This is a genomic window from uncultured Rikenella sp. (assembly GCF_948810725.1).
In the GTDB taxonomy this organism is placed as follows: Bacteria; Bacteroidota; Bacteroidia; order Bacteroidales; family Rikenellaceae; genus Rikenella.
The window spans coordinates 96,134-112,057 of record NZ_CAQIVA010000003.1 but is presented as its reverse complement, the minus strand read 5'-3'; the positions used below and the strand labels follow the sequence as shown (position 1 = coordinate 112,057).

Annotated in this window: 15 protein-coding genes; 5 read left to right on the top strand and 10 right to left on the bottom strand. The window is 59.4% G+C overall.

Going from position 1 to position 15,924, the window contains the following annotated elements; translation table 11 throughout:
* Positions 1-816: 816 nt before the first annotated feature.
* Together Q9S52_RS02965 and Q9S52_RS02960 are read right to left on the bottom strand one after the other, a co-directional pair.
* Entirely contained in the window at positions 817-1,044 is a 228-nt protein-coding gene (locus Q9S52_RS02965; protein ID WP_297831567.1) for a hypothetical protein, read from the bottom strand.
* 155 nt (positions 1,045-1,199) lie between these two features.
* The gene (locus Q9S52_RS02960) at positions 1,200-2,354 is read right to left on the bottom strand and encodes a Wzz/FepE/Etk N-terminal domain-containing protein (RefSeq protein WP_294592214.1); all 1,155 of its coding nucleotides are present in this window, start codon (positions 2,352-2,354) and stop codon (positions 1,200-1,202) included.
* Between the two features lie 170 nt (positions 2,355-2,524).
* On the opposite strand from Q9S52_RS02960, the gene Q9S52_RS02955 reads away from it, so the two are divergent.
* The 4 genes from Q9S52_RS02955 (at position 2,525) to recO (ending at position 6,464) form a co-directional block, all read left to right on the top strand.
* Positions 2,525-2,800, top strand: a complete 276-nt coding sequence (locus Q9S52_RS02955; protein ID WP_304708112.1) for a hypothetical protein — start codon at positions 2,525-2,527, stop codon at positions 2,798-2,800.
* Positions 2,797-4,656 carry an amidophosphoribosyltransferase gene (locus Q9S52_RS02950; RefSeq protein WP_304708111.1) on the top strand — a complete coding sequence of 620 codons (1,860 nt, stop codon included), beginning with the start codon at positions 2,797-2,799 and terminating at the stop codon, positions 4,654-4,656. Before Q9S52_RS02955 ends, Q9S52_RS02950 begins: the two co-directional genes overlap by 4 nt.
* A gap of 76 nt (positions 4,657-4,732) precedes the next feature.
* The gene (gene rfbA, locus Q9S52_RS02945) at positions 4,733-5,623 is read left to right on the top strand and encodes a glucose-1-phosphate thymidylyltransferase RfbA (RefSeq protein ID WP_297623539.1); all 891 of its coding nucleotides are present in this window, start codon (positions 4,733-4,735) and stop codon (positions 5,621-5,623) included.
* 46 nt (positions 5,624-5,669) lie between these two features.
* Positions 5,670-6,464, top strand: coding sequence for a DNA repair protein RecO (gene recO, locus Q9S52_RS02940; RefSeq protein ID WP_300828549.1), 795 nt, complete (start codon positions 5,670-5,672; stop codon positions 6,462-6,464).
* Positions 6,465-6,548: 84 nt separating this feature from the next.
* Here recO and Q9S52_RS02935 read toward each other — a convergent pair whose 3' ends face one another.
* Positions 6,549-7,064, bottom strand: coding sequence for a peroxiredoxin family protein (locus tag Q9S52_RS02935; RefSeq protein ID WP_370648983.1), 516 nt, complete (start codon positions 7,062-7,064; stop codon positions 6,549-6,551).
* 598 nt (positions 7,065-7,662) lie between these two features.
* Between Q9S52_RS02935 and Q9S52_RS02930 the strand changes: the two genes are divergently transcribed.
* The gene (locus tag Q9S52_RS02930; RefSeq protein WP_304708110.1) at positions 7,663-10,737 is read left to right on the top strand and encodes a protein O-mannosyl-transferase family; all 3,075 of its coding nucleotides are present in this window, start codon (positions 7,663-7,665) and stop codon (positions 10,735-10,737) included.
* Between the two features lie 1,221 nt (positions 10,738-11,958).
* Here Q9S52_RS02930 and Q9S52_RS02925 read toward each other — a convergent pair.
* The 7 genes from Q9S52_RS02925 to dprA form a co-directional block, all read right to left on the bottom strand.
* Positions 11,959-12,156, bottom strand: coding sequence for a hypothetical protein (locus Q9S52_RS02925; RefSeq protein ID WP_297830897.1), 198 nt, complete (start codon positions 12,154-12,156; stop codon positions 11,959-11,961).
* 73 nt (positions 12,157-12,229) lie between these two features.
* Positions 12,230-12,427, bottom strand: coding sequence for a hypothetical protein (locus Q9S52_RS02920; RefSeq protein WP_304708109.1), 198 nt, complete (start codon positions 12,425-12,427; stop codon positions 12,230-12,232).
* Positions 12,428-12,953: 526 nt separating this feature from the next.
* Complete coding sequence (locus Q9S52_RS02915; RefSeq protein WP_083377613.1) at positions 12,954-13,112, bottom strand: DUF4295 domain-containing protein; 159 nt, start codon at positions 13,110-13,112, stop codon at positions 12,954-12,956.
* Between the two features lie 5 nt (positions 13,113-13,117).
* Entirely contained in the window at positions 13,118-13,300 is a 183-nt protein-coding gene (gene rpmG / locus Q9S52_RS02910; RefSeq protein ID WP_294591950.1) for a 50S ribosomal protein L33, read from the bottom strand.
* 25 nt (positions 13,301-13,325) lie between these two features.
* A complete protein-coding gene (gene rpmB / locus Q9S52_RS02905) occupies positions 13,326-13,559 on the bottom strand; it encodes a 50S ribosomal protein L28 (protein WP_294591952.1) in 234 nt (77 codons plus the stop codon).
* Between the two features lie 63 nt (positions 13,560-13,622).
* Positions 13,623-14,639 carry an NAD-dependent epimerase/dehydratase family protein gene (locus tag Q9S52_RS02900; protein ID WP_304708108.1) on the bottom strand — a complete coding sequence of 339 codons (1,017 nt, stop codon included), beginning with the start codon at positions 14,637-14,639 and terminating at the stop codon, positions 13,623-13,625.
* Positions 14,640-14,644: 5 nt separating this feature from the next.
* Positions 14,645-15,736 carry a DNA-processing protein DprA gene (gene dprA / locus Q9S52_RS02895; protein ID WP_304708107.1) on the bottom strand — a complete coding sequence of 364 codons (1,092 nt, stop codon included), beginning with the start codon at positions 15,734-15,736 and terminating at the stop codon, positions 14,645-14,647.
* Between the last annotated feature and the right edge of the window lie 188 nt (positions 15,737-15,924).

Below are 15,924 nucleotides of genomic sequence, written 5' to 3'. Positions count from 1 at the left end.
TCCCGTCCACGGGACGTGGGGCCCGCGCGGCCCGAGCGCAGTACCCTCCCTTAGGACAGCCGCGCGCCTTGCCTTAGGAGGGAAATCGTCAAAATGTGTTGGCATATTTTGACAAGATTCCCCCTGGCGCGCGAACAAACTTGTCCCCGCGCAAAAACACCGTCGCCCGCCCGCGTAAAGAGGGATTTCACTCGTTTTGCGGTGAGCAAAATCGAGATGAAATCCCAGCGGGCGACGGCAAATGCGGCGGAGCGAAAGCGGAGCCGCAGTGAGGCTGACACGGGGCGGAGAATTGGGGCGGTGCTTTGGGCCAAGAGCGACAAGGCCGGACTCGACAGACTGGGCGGTGAACGAGGCACTGCTCCTGCGACTCGCAGAGTCGCGCGGGCCGAAGCCTCCGGTCGCGGAGGGACGCACAGCGTCTTTTGCTGCCAGCCTCTACCCTAAACCCCGCAGGCTTAACCCGCTAAGACAATTGCATTTTTACAAGCTCGGTTGCGTTTCTGCTGGCGGCGACCCGCTTTAACCAAGAGCGAATAGCGCGATTCCGTGAGGAATCACCGTCCTCGGCGAGAGCGACGCATTAGCGGCGCGAGGGGGGCGCGCCGAGGACGAATGGGCTGTGCTTTTGCAACCCTTTTGGGTCGCGCGGGCCGGACGCCTGCCCACGGGCGGCCCGCAACACGCCGCTCGCGCGTCGAGAGTTGCCGTTCCTCCCGGGCGTCCGGCCTACCAAGGTTAAAAAAAGTAGGGTAGAGGCTGCCTGTTTTGGGATTAGGGCAGAGGCTGCCATTAAAAGACGCCGTGCGTCCTCGTTTATTCCGAGAGGCACCGCAACTGAAGACCATAGGCACGGCTTGTTGTACTTCCAGGAACCAGTCCCATTACATGAAAATGTAAATACATACTGCGATAATCGATAGCAGTGGAAGCCCAACTGTATCCATCGCTCCCCACCACGACCAGCGTCCCCAATCGATCGTTGGTGCCATTCCCGCGGTAGCCCGGGGCGGTGAGTTGAGCTCTTGCGGCTCTTTGGGTCACGCGGGCCCGCTCATGCCCTCCGGACGGTCGCAACTAACGCCCGATCCACCAGATAGACCGAAAACAATTAGCGCGATTCCGTGAGGAATCGCGCTATTCTATATACAGTAAGGATGATGAACCCCGCTTTGATACCCGCAGTGAAAATTGCCTGTTTATGCCTGAAGCTCTGCAGAGTTCAAATCCGTATCTGTGCCTGCCTCCGAAGCCGAGACCAGCAACGACTTTCCGACCACAATCCCGGTTGCGATAAATGCACCCAGAAAAGCGAAACCCACCAGGAACAACATTTTGTTCGGAGCCGCCGGACGATCCGAAACGATAGCCGGCTCGACCACCGTTGCAATCGGCGTCTCCTCCTGCAACTTGATCTTCGTCACCTCCACCTGCGACGCCGTCTGATTGTAAACATTATACGCAATCTCCCGCTCGTTGCGCAGCCGCTCGATCCGCGTCCGGAGCGCCTCCGAACTGATCGTCCGGTTCTGATCCACCGCCGCCACCAGCCGGTCCTCCGCTTCGTAGTATCGTAACTTTGCCTCCGCATTCTGACGGATATTCTGTTCCAGATCGTTGCGCGTCTTTTGTGTCCGGTAAGCCGTCATGTATCGTTGGAGCTTCATCACCAACGAGTCCGCCACCACCGCCGCCACCAGCGGATCCTGCATCGTCACCTTTACCTCCAGCATCGACGACTTCTTGTCCTCCTCGACCTGCAACATTTTGTTCAAAGCCCCCACGAAAGAGCGGTAAGGCGTCGGCAAAAAGAACAAATCGACCGAATCCAAAGCCGGTAATGCCTCCTCTTCCGCCTTGTCCCGTCCGATCGAAGTCACCCAGCCGATCGCCTGCCCCGGGAAAGCCGTGATGTACTTCCACCACGCCCGTTTTTGATGCTCCGTCACATAATCGAACAGCGACATCTGCACCCCCGTCTCGCCCTTCGGTGCCGAGAGCGTGACCGGAATTTCGGCGAACTCCAACAGAAACGGCGTGCTCCGAACGATTTCCGGGAAAATAGCCGCCGTAATCCCGTCATTCCCCGCCCCCTGGCTCAGGTTGATCCCCGCCATAGCCGCCAAACCGGCCATCCCGCCTCCCGACTGGGAGCCGTTTTTGCTCTCCGGAGCCAGTTTGATGGTGGTGACATAGCTCTTCGGAATGCTGAACCCGATGATGAGCCCTGCCGCCCCGCCGATCAAGGCATATTTCACGATACGTCGCCGCGCGTCCCACACCCGACGGAGCAGATCCAGCAGGTCGATCTCTTTATTGTTGTTTGTTTCCGGAGCAGTCGTTCCTTGAGTCATGATTCTCGATTGAAGAAGATAACGATACGATACTGCAAAGATAACATTTTGTGCCGTACTGTTGCCTGTCCGGCGCGGAGAACGGGGAAATCCGCCGGCCCCGGGGCGAAGAAAATTCCTGCGGATCGGAGCGACCGGAGCGGAAAAAAACTACCTTTGTCCTCGCCGTCATGATTCGAACGACCGTTATACCGTCCGTTTTGCGGGGCGCTGCCTTTTTCGGTGCCTCCCTCGTCGCTATGCGCCGGGCCGACGACATCAACAACATCGAATCGGAGGGGCGATACCTTGTTCCGGAGCTGCAACAGGCTTCGGAACGCGAACATACGACGAATCTCGACCCAAGAGGACATAGTTGCATTGCTGCGCTATGTCCTCTTGTCGTATTCCGGGGGCGGTCGAAAACGAAAAACGAACCGATCCGGCATAAAAAACAGACGAAATGAGCGACAGAATCAAACACGAATGCGGCCTGGCGATGGTGCGGCTCTTGAAACCCCTCGACCATTACGAACAACGCTACGGCACCCGGTGGTGGGGGCTGAACAAACTCTACCTGCTGATGGAGAAGCAGCGCAACCGCGGGCAGGAGGGGGCCGGGATCGCCTCCGTCAAGCTCCATGCCGAGCCCGGTGAAGAGTATGTTTTCCGCGAACGCGCCGTCGGGGCTGGGGCCATTCAGGAGCTCTTCGACGCCGTCCGGCGCGACCGGGAGGCCCACCCCGAACTCGAACCCTTCCTCGGCGAGGTCTGCATGGGGCACTTGCGATACAGCACCACCGGACGATCCGGCATCTCGTACACCCACCCCTTTCTGCGGCGGAACAACTGGCGGTGCCGCAACCTCGCGCTGGCCGGTAACTTCAACCTGACCAACGTGGACGAGGTCTTCGACCATATCGTCGCCCGCGGCCAGCATCCCCGCCACAATGCCGATACCTTCATCATGCTCGAACAGCTCGGCTACCTGCTCGACAGCGAGGCAGACCGGCAGTATCGGCGCTGCAAGGAGATGGGGCTCTCCGGGGCCGCTTTGAACGAGGCGATCGAGGCTCGCATCGACTTCGAACGGATTCTCGGCGAGGCCTCCGAGCTGTGGGACGGCGGATATGTGATCGGCGGTCTGACCGGCAGCGGCGATATGTTCGTTTTGCGCGACCCGCACGGGATTCGCCCTGCTTTCTACTACCTTTCGGACGAGGTGGTCGCGGTGGCTTCCGAACGGCCCGTGCTGCAAACCGCGTTCGACATCGAGACCGAGCAGGTCGCCGAGCTGGAGCCCGGCGAGGCGTTGATCGTCACCAAATCCGGCGAACGGCGCATGGCCCGCATCCGGCCGGCGGAGCGACCGACCCCCTGCTCCTTCGAACGCATCTATTTTTCGCGGGGCAGCGACCGTGACATCTACCGCGAACGCAAAGCGTTGGGACGGCTGCTGGTGCCCGAGGTGCTGGAGCGCGTCGAGTCCGATTTCGCCCACACCGTCTTCTCGTTCATCCCGAACACCGCCGAGGTGGCCTATATGGGGATGGTCGAGGGGCTCGAAGAGGCGTTCAACCGACAGAAATGCCATGCTCTGCTGGCTGCGCGGGCGACGCTGACCGAGGCCGAAATCACCGACATCATGGCGATGCGCGTGCGGCGCGAGAAGCTGGCCCTGAAGGATATCAAACTCCGCACGTTCATCGCCGAGGACGCCAGCCGCGACGACCTCGCGGCGCATGTCTACGACACGACCTACGGAACGATTCGGGCCGGCGTGGATACGGTGGTGGCGATCGACGACAGCATCGTCCGCGGCACCACCCTGCGGCGCAGCATCGTTCACATCCTGAGCCGGCAACGGCCCCGGAAGATCGTCATCGTCTCCAGCTCGCCCCAGATACGCTATCCGGACTGTTACGGGATCGACATGTCGAGCATGGGCGAGTTCATCGCCTTCAACGCAGCCGTCGAGCTGCTGCACGAGCGCGGCCTGGCCGGGCGGATCGACGAGGTCTACGCCGCCTGTCGGGCGCAGGAGGGGTTGCCGAAGGAACGGATCGTGAACCACGTCAAACGGATCTACGAGCCGTTCACGGATCGGGAGATCGCCGACCGGATCGCCCGGATGATTACGCCGCCCGGCTGCCCGTCGCCCGTGGAGGTGGTCTACCAGACGATCGAAAACCTCCACCGGGCCTGCCCGAACCACGCGGGAGACTGGTATTTCTCGGGCGATTATCCCACGCCGGGGGGAAACAGACTGGTGAACCGCGCCTTTATCGACTGGTACGAGGGGCGTGGCCGCGGAGACCGATAGGGCGGATCGGGTCGGGCGCGCAACCCATCGAAATAAACCGTACCTTTGTACGAACAATCAAAACCCTTCGACGCGAATGAAAGGTATCGTACTGGCCGGAGGCTCCGGCACACGCCTCTACCCGATCACCAAAGGGGTCAGCAAACAGATGCTCCCCATCTATGATAAACCGATGATCTACTATCCGATCTCGGTGCTGATGCTCGCCGGGATTCGGGAGATTCTGATTATCTCGACCCCGCACGACCTGCCGGGGTTCCGCAGGTTGCTGGGCGACGGGTCGGACTACGGCGTGCGGTTCGAATATGCCGAACAGCCCTCGCCGGACGGGCTGGCGCAGGCTTTCATCATCGGTGAACAATTTATCGGTTCGGACGCCGTTTGTCTGGTGTTGGGCGACAATATCTTCTTCGGGCAGCGCTTCTCGGAGATGCTGCACGAAGCGGTGGCGGCCGCCGAAGATCCGACCGCGCCGAAGGCTACGGTTTTCGGCTATCGGGTGAGCGATCCCGAGCGGTACGGCGTGGTCTCGTTCGACGCCGAGGGCAATGCCGAGACGCTGGAGGAGAAACCGAAAAACCCGAAGTCCAATTATGCCGTGGTGGGGCTCTACTTCTATCCCAACCGGGTGGTGGACGTGGCGAAGCGGATTAAACCGTCGGCCCGGGGCGAGTTGGAGATTACCACCGTCAATGAACGGTTCCTGCGGGACAGCGAGTTGAAGGTGCAGCTTTTCGGCAGGGGATTCGCCTGGCTCGACACCGGGACGCACGACTCGCTGAGCGAGGCGTCGACCTTTATCGAGGTGATCGAAAAACGGCAGGGGCTCAAAGTGGCTTGTTTGGAGGGGATCGCCTATCGGAACGGGTGGATCACGGCGGAACGGCTGCGGGAGATTGCCGAGCCGATGGCCAAGAATCCTTACGGGCAGTACCTCTTGTCGCGCATCGAAGAGGATCGGCGATAGCCGTTTCCGCCCCGGATCGAAACCCTTTTGACTGAAACGAAAACCGATGGCCGAAGAGACTCCCCGCGCATTTCCGCCCAACGTGCCGGCTCCGCCGCTGCCGCGCAAGGGACAGAAAGCGAACGTGCCGCGCGGCCGTTACAAGGCGCGCGGCATCGTGCTCCACGCCATGAAGTACGGCGACCGCAAGCTGATCGTCCGCATCTTTACGGCCGCTTACGGCCGACGGAGCTACGTGGCCAAACTCTCGGCGCAGAACGGAACGCGGGGATTCTTCCAGCCGCTCTTTATCCTCGATTTCGACGCGTGGGCGGGGCGCAGCGAGATGCACAACATCGAACAGCCCCAGCTGGGGGTGGCGCTGAGCCAGATGCCGTTCGACATCGTCAAGAGCTCGATCGCGCTGTTTCTCTCCGAACTGCTCTACCGGCTGATTCAGGACGACGAGCCCGATCCGGGGCTCTATCGTTTTGTCGAGGAGGCGATCACCGAGCTGGACGACATGGAGGAGGGGGTGGCCAATTTCCACCTCTGGTTCCTTGTGCGGCTGACCGAATACATGGGGTATGCGCCGCGGGACACCTATGCCCCGGGCTACTCGCTGGACTACCGGAACGGGCTCTATACGGCGGATCCGCCGGCCCACACGCTGGTGATGCCTCCGACCGAGGCGGCGCTGTTCCACACCCTCAACGCGTGTCGACCGGAGGAGCTCGGAGCGGTCGGGCTGGCGCGCGAACAGCGGGTGGCGCTGCTGGAACGGCTGATCGACCTCTACGGTTACCATACGGACGCGATCTATAACGTCAATTCATTGCGGATTCTCTCCGAAATCTTTTGACAGGACTGAAAACAGACGGGTTCCTGAATCGGCCGCGAAGGCCGATTCAGGAACCCGGTTCCGTCTTGTTTCCGTCCGGTGGGGCTATTTCAGGTATTCGGACAGCGTCCGGTCGATGGCCTCTCCGCGCAGGCCGCGGGCCACGATCTTCCCGTCCGGCCCGAACAGTACGATGTGGGGAATACCCCGCACTCCATAAAGCTTCCCGGCGGCATTGTTCGTGTCGATCATCTGCGGCCAGGTGATGTTCAACTCTTTCACGGCTTTGCCCAGGTTCTCGGGCTTGTCCGCCACGAAAATTCCCAAGACTTCCAGCCCTTTGTCCTTGTATTTTTTATAGGCTTGCGCGATCACGGGCGTTTCCTTGCGGCACGGCCCGCACCACGAGGCCCAGAAGTCCACGAGAACGTATTTCCCGCGTCCGACGTAGTCCGACAGTTTCACGGTTCGACCGGCGCTGTCCTGACCTTCGAAGTCGGCGAAAGTGGATTTGGCCGCGGTTGTTTTAGCGGCTTCTTTGTCCTGCTGCTGCGGAACGAGGGCGTGTGCGGTTGCGGCGCTGGCCATAACCAGTAGCGCCGTAAAAATCCATGTTTTCATAAAATCATTTTTTTTGTTTACGTTTCGAAGATAATCATTTCTTGCCATTTCTATTCTTTGCCCCGGATAGAACCGTACCTTTCTTGAAAGAAAGGTACCCAAAGAACTTTCGTGATAGCTACGCTACTCCTTAGGCTCCGCAGTCCTCAGTCTTCGTGAATCTGTCGGGCTGGGTTTTCTCGGCGGGGCGCATATAATGCGAGTATTACCCTAATGCGCCCGCACCGGAAAACCCCAGCCCAACGAACAAACCGAGATTTGGGCCGCCGGCAGCTTTAGGATGCGTCAGCTCCGTCTAAAGTTTGGCTACGCGTTGCCTTCGGCTTCCTCGTGCTATCTCGGCATAGCCCGTAAACGGTCTCTGCTCTCGGAACGCTACTCGGTTCCTCCTTGCACCTCGGCCATTCAAACAAGTTTGATGGCGCTCGGTTGCAGCGTCGGTTTTCTGGTTCTCTTTGTTCACAAAGAGAACAGTACCCTCCTGCTCAATGAAAATATATATAGTCAATGAAATCGTCTGTCAGTGAATCGGTAAAAAAAGATTAACTTAGCCACCGCAAATAGCATACCAATCACCCATTTGAAAAAGAGAGAGTCAATGAGCAGTTTTGGTAAACGCAGCCTGTGGGGCGGCTGGATCGTTTTCGCGATCGCCAGCCTCACCTATCTGCTGACCATGGAGCCCACCGCCAGCTTGTGGGATTGCAGCGAATTCATCGCCACCAGTTATAAACTCGAAGTGGGACACCCGCCGGGAACCCCCTTCTTCTTTCTTATCAACCGGTTGGGAGCGATCTTTGCCGGTGATCCGACCTTGGTGGCCGGGGCGATTAATGCCCTTTCGGCCTTGGAGAGCGGCCTGACCATCGCCTTCCTCTTCTGGAGCATCGCGCATCTCGGGCGGCGCATGTACCGCAAAGAGGAGAACGAACTTACCGACGGACAGAGCTGGGCCGTGATCGGTGCCGCAGCGATCGGATCGTTGGCCTATACCTGGACCGACACCTTCTGGTTCTCGGCCGTCGAGGCCGAGGTGTACGCCTTGTCGTCGCTCTTTACAGCCGTTGTTTTCTGGGCCATTCTCAAGTGGGAGAACGTTGCCGATCGGCCGGGGAGCAACCGCTGGCTGGTGCTCATCGCTTATCTGATGGGGCTCTCCGTGGGGGCGCATATCTTGAACCTGCTGGCCATCCCGGCACTCGTCTTTATCTACTACTTCAAGAAATTCCCCGGACGGCCGAAAGCCGAACTCTGGAAACCGGGCGCCATTTCAGTCTTGCTGACCGGCGCATTCTATATCCTCACCCCTACGGTGGTGTCGATCGGGGCGTTCGTCGACCGGATCTTCGTGAACGGATTCGGACTGGGAGTCAACAGCGGACTCGTGACATTCGTGGTGCTGTTGTTGTGCGGCCTCGGCTGGGGCGTGTGGCGGACCCAGCAGCGCGGACAGGTCGGGTGGAATACCATTCTGCTCTCCACGGCCATGGTGATCGTCGGCATCTCGACCTACGGCATCGTGCTGATCCGCGCCGGTATCAACCCGCCGATGAACAGCAACAACCCGAGCAATCCCTATGCGCTGCTTTCGTTCCTCAACCGGGAGCAATACGGCAGTCGGCCGCTCATTTACGGCGAGAGCTACGCCTCGCCGGCGGTGGCGTCGAAATACAGCGACTCCTATTTCGTAGACGAAGAGGGCAAGTACCGACCGATGTCTACGGTGGTCGGGTTCGAGTACGACGGGAAGACCAAGATGCTCTTCCCGCGCATGTACAGCGCCGAGGCGAGCCATGTGCAGGAGTACAAACGATGGGCGGATGTCAAGGGACGGAAAGTCCGGACGGAGGAGGGGAAGATGGTGACCGTGCCGACCTTCGGCGAGAACCTCAAATTCTTCTTCGCCTATCAGCTCAATAACATGTACTGGCGGTACTTCCTCTGGAACTTCGTGGGGCGGCAGAGCGATATCCAGAACCACTCGATCATCGACGGGAACTGGATGAGCGGTATTCGGCCCCTCGACGAGCTCTATCTCGGGCCGCAGGACAATCTGCCGTCGGAGGTGGCGGCCAACCGGGGGCGGAACACCTACTACTTCCTGCCGTTTATCCTCGGGCTGATCGGCTTCTTCTATCAGCTCAAACGCGACGGGCGGAACTTCCTGGTGGTTTTCCTGCTCTTCTTCATGACCGGGCTGGCCATTATCCTCTACCTGAACCAGACGCCGTTGCAACCCAGAGAGCGGGACTATGCTTATGCGGGGTCGTTCTATGCCTTTGCGATCTGGATCGGGCTGGGCTTGCTGTGGGTCTACGATCTGTTGCGCCGCAAGGCATTCAAGACCGACGGGCGGCTGGCGGCTGCCGTGGCGTTCGTGATTTGCGCGTCGGTGCCGACCGTACTGGCGGTGCAGAACTGGGACGACCACGACCGGAGCCATCGGTACGTGGCGCGCGATATGGGGTATAACTACCTGACGAGCGTGCTGCCCAACGGGATTATTATCGACTACGGGGATAACGATACCTTCCCGTTGTGGTACAATCAGGAGGTGGAAAATGTGCGGCCGGATGTGCGGGTGATGAACTCGTCGTACATTGGCGGCGACTGGTATATCGACCAGATGCGGATGAAAGCCAACGATTCGGAAGCGATTCCGCACTCGCTGCCGCGGGAGAAATACTATGGCGACGCGGTGGGGCAGTTCCTGATCCGCGAGGTGGACAAGCCGGACGGCACGCCGTGGACGGCGCAGGAGGTGATGACGGTGGTGAACAGCAACGATCCGCGGACGCGGGTGGTGGTCGATCGGGACGGGACGATGATGGACATCGTGCCGGCGCGGCGTATTGCGATTCCGGTCAACAAGGAGAATGTGCTTCGGAGCGGGGTCGTTCGGCCGGAAGATGCGCATCTGATCGAGGATACGATCTATCTGGAGATCAATCCGAACAAGTCGGTGTTGTCGGCGGGCGAGATGGTCTTTCTCGATTTGCTGGCTTCGAACGACTGGACGCGGCCGATCTATTTCACTTCGCCGGCCGATCTCTTGAAGTGGGGGTTGGTGCATTACGGCGGCGGACAGGGGCAGGCCTGGTCTTATCTCCAGCAGGATGGGATGGCTTACCGGCTGGTGCCGATCAAGTCCCCGATCGAACGGTCGTTCGGCATCGGACGGATCGATACGGAGACGCTGTACGACAACCTGATGAATCGTTATCGGTACGGCAATATCGGTGATCCGCGGGTCTATGTGGATGCGTTCGTTACGAACACTTTTGCGGCGTCGCAACTGCGTTCGTCGTTTGCCCGGTTGGCCAACGCGCTGACGGAGCAGGGCGATACGATCCGGGCGGTCGAGGTGTTGGATCGGGCGATGCGCGAGATGCCGCTGGAGCAGTTGCGGATGGACGATATGGTGCCTTATCTGGTCGAGGCGTACTACAAGGCGGGGGCGTATGACAAGGGGAATGCGCTGGCGAGACAGTCGGCGGCGATTCTGACGGAGTATGTGGATTATTACGACAGATTCCGGGGGGCAAAGAAGGCGTTGGTCGAAGAGGAGGCGTTGGATCGGTTGCGGACGCTGTATAGTCTCTATCTGATTGCAGGGCAGCATGGTCAGGAGGAGATCGTGGCGTTGTGCGAGCCTTATTTCGGCGGGTTCTGATTTCCGGTCTCCTGATGTTTGTCGGTCGCCTTGAAGATTGCTTCAAGGCGACCGACTGTTTTATTCGGGGCGATTCTGTCGTTTAGCGCGCGAACGAAGAGTTGGGCCGAGGCTGGTAGTTGAAATGCGCAAGCATTTCCCGTCCACGGGACGTGGGGCCCGCGCGGCCCGAGCGCAGTACCCTCAAACTAAACCGCGCGCCCCGCCTAAAGAAGCGATTCAACTCTTTCGGCGGTGAGCCGAAAGAGAATGAATCGCGCAAGGCGCGCGAACAAATCGACTCTGCCGAAAACTCCGTCGCCCGCCCGCCTAAGAGGGTATATTCTGCCGGATTGGCACTCGGCCAATCCGGCAAGAATTGCCGCGGGCGACGAAGAAATGCGGCCGGAGCGACAGCGGAGCCGCAGTAAGGCGGACGCAGGGCGGAGAATTGGGGCGAACTTTGGGCTGAACTTGTTGGCTGTGCTTTAGTCCGAGAGCGAATAGCGCGATTCGTAGAATCGCCGTCCTCGGGCGCAGCGACGCCATAGCGGCGCGGGGGAGGCGCGCCGAGGACGAATGGGCGGAGAGTTGGGTTAAACTTTTGGTCGGTGCTCTTGCGACCCTTTAGGGGTGCCGTCCTGTTCGCCCAAGCCGAGAGATTTGGGTGTGGATTGGGCGGTGGTTTGGGATGAGTTTTTTCGACCCTTTAGGGTCGCCGGCCTTGTTGCCCAGCGGCGAAGCCGCTCGGGGGGGATGGACGACAGGTCGAAACCAACAGAATGGGGCGACGAATGAGGCCGTGTAGTTGCGGCTCACAGAGCCGCGCGGGCCGGAGCCACCCCCGGCGTAGGGCCGCAACTCGTGATCCTCGTTCGGCCCCCGCTGGCTCCGTCCGCCAAAGTCGACCCAGTTAGAGTAACTCCAGCCCCTTGCCCCCCGCGAGCGGCACCCCCGTTTATTCCGAGAGGCAACGCAACTGAAGACTGTGGCCGCGATCGTTCGTTCCGTTGGAAGGAAGCCATGATACACTGAAGTTTAAACTCCGACCAATGTGTCTGATATAGCCAGATGTCCAGTTGTATCCGTCATTGCCAACGGCACGGAATAATCCATCGTTCCGGTTGCGGTAGCCCGAGGCGTGCGCGCGGTTCAGTGATCTGCAAAATCTGAATAGGAAAGCCGGGCCCAAGCCCGGGTTCTAAGTCCCCAATCGGTTCTGTCAAAAGCTCTCCGGCCCGTTTATTCCGAGAGGCAGCGCAACTGAAGACCGTTGGTTCGTCCACTGGTATGGCTGAGACCAAGGCCTGTGGCGGTGGAGTACAGATACAAACCGCTGATGCTTTTGGTGGAGGCAGACCAGATGAGTCCGTAGTTGCCGATGTTTGTCGTTATGCCTTCGCCGCTGCGGAAGCCCGGGGCGGGCCGCCTCGATTTCAATTTAAGTTAGGGTAGCGGCTGCCCTTATTTTTAGGGTAGACCCAGTTTTTTGCCCACCGCGTGCCCGCGGCGTTTATTCCGAGAGGCAACGCAACTGAAGACCGTAGGCGCGGTGGCTCGCGTAGCTGGGATTGAACATCCTCGGTTCCGAAGCCAAATACCGCACCGTGATGTCGCCCGTCACCGGCGTACACGCCCAACTGTATCCGTGGCTGCCGACGTACCACAATCCGCCCTCGCCGCAGCCGCGGTAGCCCGGGGGATGTCGCACAATTCAGTGATCCGCAAAATCAAAATAGAAAAGTGGGCCCAAGCCCGGGTTCTAAGTCCCCAATCGGTTCCGGCGAAAGCCCTCAGCCCCGTTTATTCCGAGAGGCACCGCAACTGAAAACCGTGGCCGCGGCTGTCGGAGTAATTCGGGTTTAGATACTGTGCGTGAAAACTTAGATGCAGGCCGTTAGGGTTATTGATCCCGGACGCCCAACTGAAACCATTGTTGCATACTCCGCCAGTTATACCTTCCCAGCCAGCCCGTCCGAAATCGCGGTAGCCCGGGGCGGGGTGCGGGAGTGGGCCGCATATCGGTGAAAGACATTGGACGCAGATGATCTAAAAAAGCGGTGCCGGTTCCGAAATTCAAATTTCGGAACCGGCACCGCTTTACGCCGTTCTAAACCCCTCTGACGGCGTAAACGACGTCTCGTAAATGGTTTCTTTTCTTTACATCGCATTCTCTCTCCTCGACGATCGAGATAAGGAGATGCAAAAATGCGGAAAAGGAGGAGAAAATATCTGGACTACTTCTTTGCGAAGAAATCTTTCACCTCTTCGTTCGGAACGATCTCGGTTTTGAACGTATAAGCTCCGGTCTTTTCCGACTTCACCATTTTGATGCATTTGGTTACGTTCTTGCCGTTTGCGGCGGTTTTGAGCGTAGCGACTACTTTCTTTGCCATGACGATTATTTAATTTCGCGGTGAACGGTCACGCGTTTCAGAATCGGATTGTATTTCTTGCGTTCCATCCGATCCGGCGTATTTTTCTTATTCTTGGTGGTGATGTAACGGGACATACCCGGCATCCCGCTCTCCTTGTGCTCGGTGCACTCCAGGATCACCTGTACGCGGTTTCCTTTTTTAGCCATTTTTTTCGATCTCTCGGACTAACGGTTAGTAAATCTTCGGCAGCGCAGCAGCGTTTTTCAGCGCTTTGCTCAAGCCGTTCTTGTTGATGGTACGCATAGCAGCCGCCGAAATTTTCAGCGTCACCCAACGATTTTCCTCTTCGAGGAAGAATCGTTTGCTCTTCAGATTCGGGCTGAACGTGCGCTTGGTCTTCTTGTTCGAGTGCGACACGTTGTGTCCGCCCTGCGCCCCTTTCCCGGTGATTTGACAAACTTTCATTGCTTTTCAGGTCGGTTGAATGAATAAAACAGAGTGCAAATTTCGGTATTAAAATTCGAATTATCAAATTTTTTCGGTCGCGAGGGCGATTTGGGGCCAGAGTTCCGACAGTTCGGTGTAGCGGAACGGAACGGCGTTCAGGATGGCGGAGCCGTCGACAGGGGTGTGGGGGGCGATGACGGCGCCCATGGAGGGAAAGAGCGGAACGCTCGTTTTCAGCAGCCAGCGGGGCACGCGAAGGGTGGGTTCGGAGCGCCCGACGGCCTGGGCGATGGCTCCTAAAAAACGCCGGAACGAGAGATTTTCGGCTGACAGGATGTATCGTTTTCCCCAGGATTCGGGATTTTCGGCCAGCAAAATCATGGCGCGTGCCACGTCGGTGGCGGCGACGAAAGCGGTTTCGCCGTCGAGCCAGAACCGGTTGGCCCCTTTGCGGGCTGCCCGAAAAAGACCGTTCAGCCAAAAGCAGGTTTCCGGGGCCTGGAGGCCGACGATGACGGCCGGATTGACGATCACGACGGGCAGTCCGTGTGTCGCGGCGCGCCAGACTTCGTTCTCGGAGAGGAATTTGCTCCGGGCGTAGGGCGATGCGCCGGCGAGGTTCTCCATAATCGCCCTCTCGTCGATCCGGCCCGAGGGCCCGGGGGCGTGTCCCAGCGCGGCGATGGAGCTGACGTGGACGAACAGCGGACGGGGGGGGGGCGATGGCATTTCGAGGGCGGTGGTGGCGAGGTTGTGGGTGATTTCGACGTTTCGGCTCACTAATTGTTCGCCGTTGTGGGCCGAGCCTACGGCGACTTGGGCCGCGCAGTGGAAGATCGTGTCGGGGCGGCAATCGGCCAGGGTTTGCCGACAGTCGTCGATATATTCCAGCGCGGCGACTGATTTCCGGTATGGCTCTCTGTCGAGTTTTTCGTGCCGGAGGAGCCATTCGAGGCGGTTCCACGAGGTTTCGGAATGCGCGACGGCTGTAATTTCGCAGCGTTCCGCTGGGTCGACCGACCGGTTGCGGCGCAGCAGTTCGGCGATCAGGTGACTGCCCACCAGTCCGGTGGCTCCGGTGACGAGGAGGTTTTTCATGGCGGTCAGATTTTGTAGTAGCATTTATAGGGGTCGACGGCTACGAGGCCTTTGGCGCGGAGCTGGCCCACGAGGCTCGATGCCTCCCACAGGGGTACCTGCCACAGGTCGGCCAGGGTCTCGGCATCTAACCGCTGTCGTTCGGGAAAGGCTTCGTAGGCCACCCGCTGCCGCTCGGTGAGTGCGGAAAGGGAGGGGGCTTCGGTGGTTGCCCGTGGCGGTTCGGCCGACCAGTTCAGGGTGTCCCACACGTCTTCGGCGCTCTGGTACAGGATGGCTTTGTTCGACCGGATGAGCATGTTCGTCCCTTCGCTGGCCGGTGCGTCGATGGGGCCGGGAAGGGCGAAAAGTTCTTTGTGGTAGCTGGATGCGATGTCGGCGGTGACTAACGAACCGCCGCGGGCGGCCGATTCGACGACGATGGTGGCGGCGCTCAGCCCGGCGATGAGCCGGTTGCGGCTGAGGAAGTTGCTGCGGTCGATGACGGTGCCGGGCGGCATGTCGGAGACGATGGCGCCGCCGGATTCGAGGATCTGGCGGGCGAGGTAGTAGTGGCTCCGGGGTACGATGTCGTCTACCCAGCCGGCCATAATGGCGACGGTGCGGAGCCGGTATTTCAGGGCGGCGACGTGGGCGGCTTTGTCGATGCCGAAGGCCAGACCGCTGACGATGACGGTGTCGGAGCTCCGCAGGGAGAGGTCGCGAACGACGCGTTCCGTGGCGGCGATGCCGCCGGGTGTGGCGTTCCGGGTGCCGACGACGGATAGCCAGTGGCCGCTGTTGAAGTCGATGTCGCCGCGCACGTACAGCACGCAGGGGGCGTCGGGACATTCGGCGAAGGCGCGGGGAAAGGCGTCCATTTCGTTGGTCAGTACGCGGACGCCGGTGCGTTCGCAGAGGTCGAGCACGCTCCGGGCACGGGCTTCGCTGGCGTGAGAGGCGACGCGCTGGGCCAGACGCAGGGGCAGACCGGCGCTCATCAGCTGCTCGATGTCGGCTTCCATAACGGCGGCGGCGCTCCCGAAGGTGTCGAGCAACTTCCGCATGTGGCGGCTCCCGATGCCTTCGACCAACGACAAGGCTATACTCTGTTTCATCTCGTAAAGATAACGATATTTCTGCCTGTCGTTCTTTGAGCCGGATAGAACCGTACCTTTTCTTCATAAAAGTTTACCTTAAGGTTTCCTCCTTGCGCCTCGGCCATTCAAGTAAACTTGATGGCAACTCGGCTGCTGCGTCGGTTTTGATGCCGCTTTTTCCAAAAAGTGGCAGTTCCGTCCTGTAC

Coding starts and splice junctions, on each gene's coding strand:
- Q9S52_RS02960 (WP_294592214.1), bottom strand. CDS start 2,354: ATGACTCAAGGAACGACTGCTCCGGAAACAAACAACAATAAAGAGATC.
- Q9S52_RS02955 (WP_304708112.1), top strand. CDS start 2,525: ATGATTCGAACGACCGTTATACCGTCCGTTTTGCGGGGCGCTGCCTTT.
- Q9S52_RS02950 (WP_304708111.1), top strand. CDS start 2,797: ATGAGCGACAGAATCAAACACGAATGCGGCCTGGCGATGGTGCGGCTC.
- rfbA (WP_297623539.1), top strand. CDS start 4,733: ATGAAAGGTATCGTACTGGCCGGAGGCTCCGGCACACGCCTCTACCCG.
- recO (WP_300828549.1), top strand. CDS start 5,670: ATGGCCGAAGAGACTCCCCGCGCATTTCCGCCCAACGTGCCGGCTCCG.
- Q9S52_RS02935 (WP_370648983.1), bottom strand. CDS start 7,064: ATGAAAACATGGATTTTTACGGCGCTACTGGTTATGGCCAGCGCCGCA.
- Q9S52_RS02930 (WP_304708110.1), top strand. CDS start 7,663: ATGAGCAGTTTTGGTAAACGCAGCCTGTGGGGCGGCTGGATCGTTTTC.
- Q9S52_RS02915 (WP_083377613.1), bottom strand. CDS start 13,112: ATGGCAAAGAAAGTAGTCGCTACGCTCAAAACCGCCGCAAACGGCAAG.
- rpmG (WP_294591950.1), bottom strand. CDS start 13,300: ATGGCTAAAAAAGGAAACCGCGTACAGGTGATCCTGGAGTGCACCGAG.
- rpmB (WP_294591952.1), bottom strand. CDS start 13,559: ATGAAAGTTTGTCAAATCACCGGGAAAGGGGCGCAGGGCGGACACAAC.
- Q9S52_RS02900 (WP_304708108.1), bottom strand. CDS start 14,639: ATGAAAAACCTCCTCGTCACCGGAGCCACCGGACTGGTGGGCAGTCAC.
- dprA (WP_304708107.1), bottom strand. CDS start 15,736: ATGAAACAGAGTATAGCCTTGTCGTTGGTCGAAGGCATCGGGAGCCGC.